The 9,950-nt window shown below is 44.1% G+C and carries 9 protein-coding genes; 8 read left to right on the top strand and 1 reads right to left on the bottom strand.

Annotation, left to right across the window (positions count from 1 at the left end):
* Positions 1–339: 339 nt before the first annotated feature.
* From rlmH to QZ998_RS06375, 8 genes are all read left to right on the top strand, one after another.
* On the top strand, positions 340–819 hold the full coding sequence (rlmH, locus tag QZ998_RS06410; protein ID WP_296558993.1) for a 23S rRNA (pseudouridine(1915)-N(3))-methyltransferase RlmH: 480 nt from the start codon (positions 340–342) through the stop codon (positions 817–819).
* 31 nt (positions 820–850) lie between these two features.
* The gene (gene hslO, locus QZ998_RS06405; RefSeq protein ID WP_296558990.1) at positions 851–1,741 is read left to right on the top strand and encodes an Hsp33 family molecular chaperone HslO; all 891 of its coding nucleotides are present in this window, start codon (positions 851–853) and stop codon (positions 1,739–1,741) included.
* A 1-nt stretch (position 1,742) separates the two neighbouring features.
* On the top strand, positions 1,743–3,326 hold the full coding sequence (malQ, locus tag QZ998_RS06400) for a 4-alpha-glucanotransferase (RefSeq protein WP_296558988.1): 1,584 nt from the start codon (positions 1,743–1,745) through the stop codon (positions 3,324–3,326).
* Between the two features lie 173 nt (positions 3,327–3,499).
* Complete coding sequence (locus QZ998_RS06395; RefSeq protein ID WP_296558987.1) at positions 3,500–4,666, top strand: ABC transporter substrate-binding protein; 1,167 nt, start codon at positions 3,500–3,502, stop codon at positions 4,664–4,666.
* A gap of 176 nt (positions 4,667–4,842) precedes the next feature.
* Positions 4,843–5,736, top strand: a complete 894-nt coding sequence (locus QZ998_RS06390) for a branched-chain amino acid ABC transporter permease (RefSeq protein ID WP_296559004.1) — start codon at positions 4,843–4,845, stop codon at positions 5,734–5,736.
* A 14-nt stretch (positions 5,737–5,750) separates the two neighbouring features.
* On the top strand, positions 5,751–6,854 hold the full coding sequence (locus QZ998_RS06385) for a branched-chain amino acid ABC transporter permease (protein ID WP_296558985.1): 1,104 nt from the start codon (positions 5,751–5,753) through the stop codon (positions 6,852–6,854).
* On the top strand, positions 6,854–7,657 hold the full coding sequence (locus tag QZ998_RS06380; RefSeq protein ID WP_296558984.1) for an ABC transporter ATP-binding protein: 804 nt from the start codon (positions 6,854–6,856) through the stop codon (positions 7,655–7,657). The genes QZ998_RS06385 and QZ998_RS06380 overlap by 1 nt, the downstream gene beginning before the upstream one ends.
* Positions 7,644–8,357: an ABC transporter ATP-binding protein gene (locus tag QZ998_RS06375; RefSeq protein WP_296558982.1), complete on the top strand. Its 714-nt coding sequence runs from the start codon at positions 7,644–7,646 to the stop codon at positions 8,355–8,357. The genes QZ998_RS06380 and QZ998_RS06375 overlap by 14 nt, the downstream gene beginning before the upstream one ends.
* A gap of 56 nt (positions 8,358–8,413) precedes the next feature.
* On the opposite strand, the gene QZ998_RS06370 is transcribed toward QZ998_RS06375, so the two are convergent.
* Positions 8,414–9,949, bottom strand: a complete 1,536-nt coding sequence (locus tag QZ998_RS06370) for a Ppx/GppA phosphatase family protein (RefSeq protein WP_296558980.1) — start codon at positions 9,947–9,949, stop codon at positions 8,414–8,416.
* Between the last annotated feature and the right edge of the window lies 1 nt (position 9,950).

The raw sequence follows: 9,950 nt of genomic DNA, 5'->3' as shown, positions 1-9,950 counted from the left end.
CACAAATATCTCATCAAGGGGATGTCTAAGCATAAGTTGTGGATAACTTTTCTGAAAAACAGGCGTCATATGCAAAAGTTATCCACAAGAGTATTTTTTTATGAAATAGCGAAATATCGATAAGTTTACCTTTCAGTGCTGCTACACCCCGTTATAGCTTGCATTTGTACCTCATCTATTGTAAACTATAATAGACAAAATTTCAATCTTAAATTTAAAAAAACACCACATAAAGGAGGCTCTCATGCACAAAAAAAAACCACTCTATCGTGTTGGCGCACTGATTTTAGTCGCAGCACTTGTTTTAAGTATTCTAGTTGTTTATACGTTCTAAACTAAATGAATATTCGTATTATTGCGGTTGGAAAAATAAAGGAAAATTATTTGACTCTGGCCCTCGATGAATATACAAAGCGTTTGAGTGCCTATTGCCGTCTGGAAGTTATTGAGGTTAAGGATGAAAAAATTCCTGAGAATGCCAGCGAAGCCCAGCGACGAAAAGCAGTCGAAATTGAGGGTAGTCGAATTCTTTCCTATTTAAAGGGTGAGGAAATTCTAGCTAGCTTAGAAATACAAGCCGATCAACTCGATTCTCCGTCTTTTGCAAAAAAAATCGAAAACTTTGCGATCCAGGGGAAAAGTCAGATCACCTTTGTCATCGGCGGTTCCATTGGACTTTCACCTGAGATTACCAAACGCGCGCAATGGAAATGTTCCTTTTCAAAAATGACCTTTCCCCATCAATTATTTCGGGTGATGCTCCTGGAACAGATCTACCGCGCCTTTAAAATAATTCGTGGGGAAACCTACCATAAATAAAGCATTCAAATATAAGTTGGAGAGGTAAAACATGCCGGACTATGTACTAAAAGCGACCGCAGGAAACGGACAGATTCGGGTCTTTGCGGCTACAACAGGGGGACTCGTCGAAACTGCCAGGAGGCTTCACCAAACTAGCCCAGTCGTTACCCAGGCGCTAGGCCGATTACTGACAGCAGGTTCTCTGATGGGTTCGATGATGAAAAATGCAGATGAACTGATCACTTTAAAAATTGCTGGCGACGGACCTTTAAGCGGGTTACTGGTAACCGCAGATGCCAAAGGCAATGTCAAAGGTTATCCTTATGTTAATGACCTTTCAGATACCCTGGAATCTCCCATACCTGTATCCGATGCCATTGGTGAAGGTGCTTTAAATATTTTGAAAGACATCGGCCTGAAAGACCCCTATGTTGGTTATTCACCGCTGATCAGCGGTGAGCTCGCTGAAGACTTAACCTATTACTATGCGCAATCCGAACAGATTCCCACCTCAGTTTCTTTGGGCGTGTTACTAAACGACGACGGTACCGTTCGGCAAGCTGGCGGATTTATTATCCAATTAATGCCAGATACTGATGACGAGGTGATTGATGCCCTTGAAGAGGCTCTGTCTCATGCACCTTCTTTGACCAGACTGCTCGATGAAGGAAAAACCCTGGAAACCATCATGGACGATTTATTTAAAGATCTTAATTTGAAGGTATCAAAAACAGAAATCACCCGTTTTATCTGCGATTGTTCCCGCCAGCGCATCACCAAAGCACTGATATCAATTGGGAAGAAAGATCTCATCGAGATGATCTCTGATCAGGAAGATATTGAAGTCAACTGTGACTTCTGCAAAGAGAAATATTCCTTTTCTCCGGAAGATTTACAGAACATTTTGGATCATCTTGATGCTCCAGAAAAAGAGGGATGATATGTCAATAAAATCACGTTCCAGTGGTGTTCTGATGCCTGTTTCAGCCTTGCCCGGCGACTATGGTATCGGAACCCTGGGGCAAGAGGCTCGCAGCTTTATTGACCGGCTCCAGGCAATGGGCTTTAGCTATTGGCAAATTCTGCCGGCTAGCCCGGTAGATGCTTGTTTCTCGCCTTATAAAAGCACCTCGGCTTTTGCCGGAAATTTTTATTTAATCGACCTCGAGCTTTTATCAAGTTGGGGTTTGTTAACTACGGATGAGCTGACTGCCTACCAATCAGCTGACCCGCCCTATTCTATTAACTATCCCAACCTCATCCACAATCGTGACACGGTTTTCAAACTTGCCTATTCACGACTATCTACTCAATTAAAAAAAGCTATTCAGGATTACTGTGATGCCAACAATGACTGGCTTCCAGATTTTTCCCTGTATACGGTTCTTTCCCAGCATTTTTCGGAAGAAAACTGGAGTAAGTGGAGTGATCAGGATCTGGTCAAACGCTGTCCCGAAACCCTTGCTTTGGTGCAACATTCCTACCGTGAAGAAATCGATTTTCAAAACTTCCTGCAATATGCCTACGATCAGCAATGGTCAGCGCTTAAAAGCTACGCCAACACCAGAGGTATCGAAATCATCGGCGACATGCCGATCTATGTCGCTCACACCAGTGCCGATGTATGGTGTCACCCGGAACTCTTTCTACTGGATGAAGCTGGCTGTCCGATTGAAGTCGCCGGTGTTCCTCCCGACTATTTCTGTGAAGACGGACAGCTTTGGGGCAATCCCCTGTATCGCTGGGATGTGATGAAAAATAACCAGTACGGCTGGTGGATGAGACGAATAGAAAAAGCGCTAGCAAGCTTTGACCTGGTGCGGATCGATCATTTTCGCGGCTTTTCTGCTTATTGGTCGGTTCCGGTTAGTGAAGAAACAGCCCGAAACGGTCGTTGGATCCCCGGCCCGGCAATGGATTTTTTTAGCCAATTGAAAAAATCCTTTCCTAATCCCGGTATTATTGCCGAGGATCTCGGTTTACAGGATCACGAACTGGTCAAACTGTTAGCTGATACCGGATTTCCCGGCATGCGGATTATGGAATTCGCCTTTATTGACGAGGTTAATAATATCCATCTGCCCCACAATTATACTCCGAACACTGTTGCCTACTCAGGCACCCATGATAATAATACGCTACTCGGTACATTTTTTGACTATTCGCCGGAACACCGGGATTACGCCTTTGAGTATTGTGGCTATGCCGACCGCTGGGAGAACCAATGGCAGATCGGTGGCCACCAAAGCTCTTCCTGTCGGGCTTTTATACGCACGCTGTTTCAAAGTGCCGCCAATTTAGTGATCCTGCCGATTCAGGATCTTTGCGGTTACGGCAGCGATACCCGGATGAACAAACCTGGAACGACCAAAAACAATTGGGTTTTTCGAATGACCCGGGAAGGCTTAGCTGCGATTGATGTCGACTGGTACGATCATTTAAATCAGCTCTATCACCGAAAACACAAACTCACGGTGACACTGTCATCTGATTACGGACTATCAGACCAGAAACCCAATTCTTAATTTATCACTTTAGCGTAATGATGCGTTCCTTGCAGATTTACGAATCAGTGGAATTAAAACAAGTGTCCGTAGAATTCAAACATTTATTAATATAAACTTGCAATAAAAGTGTAACCTTTGGTATAATAGCCACAGGTAAAAATTAGGAAAAAAAGAAAAAGGAGGACTTTACCGTGAAAAAAACTTTATCCGTGTTGTTGTCTCTTGCCTTGGTTGTAACCATGGCCGCTGGTTGTTCAGGAGGAACAACCACTTCTTCAGAGGATAGTGACGTCATTAAAATTGGCGTGTTCCAACCCTTAACTGGTGCAAATGCTGCCGGCGGAGAACTGGAAGTTGAAGGGGTTGAATTGGCTAACCAATTACGTCCCGAAGTATTAGGCAAAAAAGTTGAGCTGGTTATTGCTGATAACAAGTCAGACAAAGCTGAAGCGACCACTGCTGCTGCCCGATTGATTGAAAAAGACAAGGTTGTTGCAATCCTGGGTTCCTGGGGTTCTTCCCTCTCAATCGCTGCTGGCGATGTTGTTAAAACCAACCAGATCCCTGCGGTAGCACTTTCAGCCACCAACCCACAGGTAACCGCCGGAAATGATTACTACTTCCGTGTTTGTTTCCTTGATCCTTTCCAGGGTACTGTCATGGCTAACTATGCCTACAAAAACTTAAACGCTAAAAAAGTTGCCATCATTCAGGAAGTATCGAACGATTATTCAGTTGGTTTAGCTAAGTTCTTTACCGATTCATTTACCAAATTAACTGGTGATCCTAGTTCAATTGTTGCAACTGGCAACTACAATACCGGCGACCAGGATTTCAATGGTATCTTAACAAACATCAAAGCTGCCAATCCCGATGTTATTTTTGCCCCTGGTAACTTTACCGAATCAGCACTGATCATCAAACAGGCTCGTGCCCTTGGCATTACTGCTCCATTTATTGGTGGTGATACCTGGGAAACAAATGAATTTATCACCGTTGGTGGTGCTGATGTCGAAGGCGCTGTTATGTCAACCTTCTTCGATGATACCAACCCACTGACCGAAGCCGGTAAAACATTTGTTGCTGAATACAAGAAAGCTTATCCCGACCGTGACAACATTGCTGCTGTTACCGCGCTTGGTTATGATGGCTACATGATGACCCTGGATGCCATCGAAAGAGCCGGATCTGCTGATCCAGTAGCAATTCGCGATGCCTTAGCAGCTACCAAAGATTTTGAAGGCGCTACCGGGATGATTACCATTGACGAAAACGGTGATGCTACCAAAAACGAAGCAATCATCAAAACAGTCAAAAATGGAATCTTCACCTACATGGATTCTGTAACAATTGACTAATCTTTACCACTAAAATTATCATAAGGAGAGCATGGCTACCATGACTCTCTTTATCTACGCAAGGGTGCGCAAATGTTTGTGCGCCCTTCAAACGAACAAACATTGAGGGTATTTGTTATCAGATACCCTCAATTTAAATTAAATGATATAACGAGGTTTTAATTATGGTCGTTGGAATGACAATGGAAACATTCTTGCAGCAACTTATCAATGGTTTATCAGTTGGTAGTTTATATGCCTTAATTGCCATAGGCTATACCATGGTTTATGGGATCTTAAGACTGATCAACTTTGCCCACGGCGATATCTTTATGATGGCTGCCTATTTCACATATTTTGGGATTGCAGTATTTTTTATTCCCTGGTATGTCACCTTTATTATCACGATTGGTTTAACCATGCTACTGGGTGTTACAATCGAGCGGGTCGCCTATCGCCCGTTGCGGGATGCCCCCAAAACATCGCTGCTGATTTCAGCAATCGGGGTTTCGTTTTTACTTGAAAATGTGGCTACTTACTTGTTTTCAGGAAAACCACAAGCGTTTCCTGAATTCCCACTGATGACAACACCTTTTTTTATTGGTAGCTTGTCCTTTCAGCCGGTTTCTATTGTTATTCCAATTGTTGCATTTATCCTGATGTCTGCATTACTTTATATTATTAATAAAACTAAAATTGGGATGGCAATGCGGGCTGTGGCTGTCGATTATGACACCGCCAAACTCATGGGTATTAAGATCAATGGGGTTATTTCTTCAACCTTTGCCATCGGCTCTGCACTGGCAGCAGTTGGCGCAATTTTATGGTGTATGAAATACCCATCGGTGTTACCCCTCATGGGCGTTGTTCCTGGGTTAAAATGCTTTATTGCTGCCGTTATCGGTGGCATCGGCAACGTTAAGGGAGCCGTTCTTGGCGGCTTAATCCTTGGCTTTTCCGAGGTTCTGATGGTCGCCTTTTTCCCAGCGCTGACCGGATACCGCGACGCTATCGCATTTGTCATCTTGATTATTATTCTACTATTTCTTCCCAATGGACTCCTTGGTAAGAAGTATATGGAAAAGGTTTAGGGGAGGTACCAGAAATGAAAGAAACTCAAAACAACATCGGTACCTACTTAAAGCTTCATTGGAAAACAGCCGTATTTTTAGTTGTTCTTCTTATCGGGATCGGTTTAGCCGACAATTTTGTTGATTCCTATGTGCGCCGATTATTAAATCTATGCGCTATTTACGTCATTGTCAGTTTGGCGATGAACCTGGTCAACGGTTTTACCGGACAATTTTCTCTCGGTCAGGCTGGTTTTATGGCCATTGGTGCCTATACGGTGGCAGTTTTTACCGTTCCCATTGAGTCCCGCGCGGCTATTTTCTACCTCGAACCGATGGCGCCATTCTTAGCTAATATTCAGTTGCCATTTATTGTAGCTTTGATTCTGGGCGGTCTGGTTTCCGCTGTCGCGGCCTTTTTTATTGGCTCGCCTTGTTTACGGCTGCGAGGTGATTATCTGGCTATTGCTACCCTCGGTTTTTCGGAGATTATCCGAATCGTCTTCACCAATACCCAATCGATCACCAATGGTGCGCTGGGGATTAAGAGCATTCCCACCATCAGTAGTCTCTGGTGGACTTACGGAACCGCTCTTTTGATTATCATTGCTACGGTACTGCTAATTAATTCCACCTATGGGCGCGCTTTCAAATCGATCCGGGAAGACGAAATTGCTGCCGAAGCAATGGGTGTTGGTCTCTTTAAAACAAAGATGACCTCATTCTTGATTGGCGCCTTTTTTACCGGCATCGGTGGCGGCTTATTTGCCGCCCTATTGGGCACTGTTGACCCGAAACAATTTTATTTTACGCTAACATATAACTTTTTGTTGATCATCGTCCTTGGCGGCATGGGCAGCATATCAGGAACCATCATTGCTAGCTTTGTGGTCACCTTAGGTCAGGAAGCACTACGTTTTCTGGATGAGCCAATGGCCTTCGGCCTCGATCTTCCGATCTTTCGACCTGGGCTCCGAATGGTAGTCTTCTCATTCCTGCTGATGGTCATCGTTCTTTTCTACCGCAAGGGCTTAATGGGTACCAATGAGCTCACCTGGGATTTCATGGCTCAGAAATACCAATCGATCAAAAAAAAGCTGGGCGGAAAAAAGACATCAAATGAAGGGGGTGGCAATTAATGAGTCTTCTGAGAACCGAAAATGTGATCATGCAGTTTGGCGGTGTTGTTGCTGTCAACGACTTGAATATTGATATTAAAAAAGGTGAGTTAGCCGCTCTGATCGGACCTAACGGCGCCGGTAAAACGACCGCCTTTAATGTTATCACCGGTGTGTATGCACCGACCAGCGGCAAGGTGCTTTTTACCCCAACCAATAATGCCGGTACTGCTACTGAGATTGATATTACCGGTAAAAAACCGGATAAGATAACTAGTATGGGTATTGCCCGAACCTTTCAAAATATCCGTCTGTTTAAGGAGCTTAGCGTTATTGAGAACGTCCTGGTTGCCACCCACTTGAATGCCAATTATAGCTTTCTTTCGGCGATGCTGAGGGCTCCTAAAGCAAAAAAAGGCGAACGCCAGGCCAAGGCTGAATGCGAATTTTTACTGGAACGGCTGGGGCTGATCGATTTGCAAAACGAAAAAGCTTCTTCGCTGCCCTATGGACAGCAACGCCATCTCGAAATTGCTCGTGCCCTGGCCACCAAACCGAATCTGCTGCTGCTCGATGAACCGGCTGCCGGGATGAATCCCCAGGAGACCGATGAATTAACCGATCTAATTTTTAAGCTAAAAACTGATTTTGATCTGACTATATTTATGATCGAACATCATATGGATCTGGTTATGGAAATCTCTGATCATATCTACGTATTGGATTTTGGCTGTACCATCGCAAAAGGAACCCCAGATGAGGTTCAGAATGATCCAAAGGTTATTGAAGCATATTTGGGGGTAGACGCTGATGTTGAAAATTAGTAATTTAGAGGTAGCCTATGGCGGTATCGAAGCCGTCAAGGGGATTGATATCGAAGTCCCACAAGGAAAAATTGTCACCCTAATCGGTGCCAATGGCGCCGGAAAAAGCACCACGCTACGAGCCATTGTCAATCTGGTTAAGTCAAAAGCCGGGAGCATTACCTATAACGGTGATGAACTCCTGGGGCTGGACACCACTAAAGTTGTCGATAAGGGTATCACCTTGGTGCCGGAAGGACGACATGTGTTCCCGGATCTGACCGTGCTGGAGAACTTAAAAATTGGCGCTTACATGCGCAAAGACAATTTAGATGAGGATATCCAAAAAATCTACGGACTATTTCCCCGTCTGGAGGAACGTTCCTGGCAGCATGCCGGAACCTTATCTGGTGGTGAGCAACAAATGCTGGCCGTTGGCCGGGCGATGATGAGCCGACCAAAACTGCTGATGATGGACGAACCCTCTCTGGGGCTTGCCCCGCTAATTGTTCAGGGTATCTTTGATATCATCGAAACCCTGAATAAAGAAGGGATGACCATTCTCTTAATTGAACAAAATGCCAATATGGCTCTCAAAGTAGCTGATTACGCCTATGTCCTGGAAACTGGCAAAATAACTAAAGAAGGTACTGGTAAGGAGCTTCTGGCAGATGAAAGCATTAAAGAAGCTTATCTTGGCAAAAGCCATCGCAATAAATAACAAGCCGACCAAAAGCAAAGCCTCCAATTATTCGCACTGAATAATTGGAGGCTTTTTTATCGTTTCGAAATTATGACCTTGTTATTAATCGTTAGCGTTTTATTAAACACCCGCTTAAATTTTTTGCCGCATTCGCTGATAATCAAGTCATCAAATACCGAATGACCAGTTGTCAGGACATTGAGCTGAACTTCTTTTTCCATAATAACACAGTTCACATCTTTTACCACCCCATCCATGCTACGATCCAGATACTCGGATATTTGCAGAAATAAACTCAGCTGGTCAATCAGATGGCGCTCGTCATCCTGGAGCAGTCCAAAATATTCTTCGGAAATTTGGATTTTTTTATTGGTACGATGGTTTAAAGCAATAAAAGCACTCATTAGCAGTTCTTTTTGCTCGATCCCCAGGAGGCCTGAGTTCAAGATGATATAAAAACTATGTTCATGGTGATTCCCAAATTGCAGCTTTATGCCCACATCGTGGAGCATCGCACTGGCACGGATCATCTTACGCACATCCCAATTGATGCCATGTAAGGGTTTAAGCTGCTCAAATAGATTTTCTGTGAGCTTAAGAACATGATACGCATGAGGAATGTTGACATTGAAGTTGAGCATAATGTTGACTAGCGACAGCTCAAAAATATCATAGACCAGGTTCTCCTCATTATAACCGAAGTAATCATAAATAATACCATCCCGCAAACCAGCGTTACTGATTATCAATTCGGGTGAACCGATGTGCTTCATAACCCGCTCGAGGGCATGGCTGGAGCCCACAAAAATGTCGATCCGACCTTTTGACAAACCTTTTAGATTTGACCGCTCTGCTAAATTCATGCTGGCAGCCATTTCACAGATACGTTTCACATCGTTTGATTTCATCCGATAATTATGGGCAATTTCTAATGGGTAATCAATAAAGCTGCGATGAATCCGACCGACATTTCGAATCGTTCCGCCCACTCCGATTACTGGCAAACCGCTCGCCTTCTCAAGCAAGGGCATCTCACCAAATGCATCTTTCAAAAAATGATCCAGTGTCTTTAGCTTTTTATCAGTCACCTCATCCATCAGATCGAATTTTTCAGCCAAATCAATCGATCCAAAGGGCAGACTGATGGCATCGACTTTTTTTCGGTCTTTTATAAGAACAAATTCGGTACTTCCACCACCAATATCCATTAGTAGAGCATCCTTGATGTCCAAGGTATTGATGGCACCGAGGTAGTCCATAGCAGCCTCTACTTCCCCGGTAATGATCGTTACATCCAGACCAACTTCAGTTTTAATGCGGGCTACATATGCTGCTCCGTTAGATGCTTTTCGGATCGCTGCCGTTGCCACAGCAATGACCTTTTGGATGCCGTAGGCGTCGCACATACTAACAAACATCGACAGGGTTTGGATCCCAAAATCCATCCGTTCCTGCTGAAGTTTACCTGTTTCCGCCAGTCTGTCATTTAAGCGGACATTAACCTTCACATCGTCAATGATCTGAAAGTATTCATTATTATAGTACTCGCCAATCACCAGATGGACGCTATTTGAGCCAATGTCAATTACACCGATATTTCGTCTTTCCACG

This window comes from uncultured Acetobacterium sp., from assembly GCF_927416815.1.
Taxonomy (GTDB): domain Bacteria; phylum Bacillota; class Clostridia; order Eubacteriales; family Eubacteriaceae; genus Acetobacterium.
Note: the sequence above shows the minus strand (reverse complement) of the source record. Positions and strands in the feature narration are given on the sequence as shown.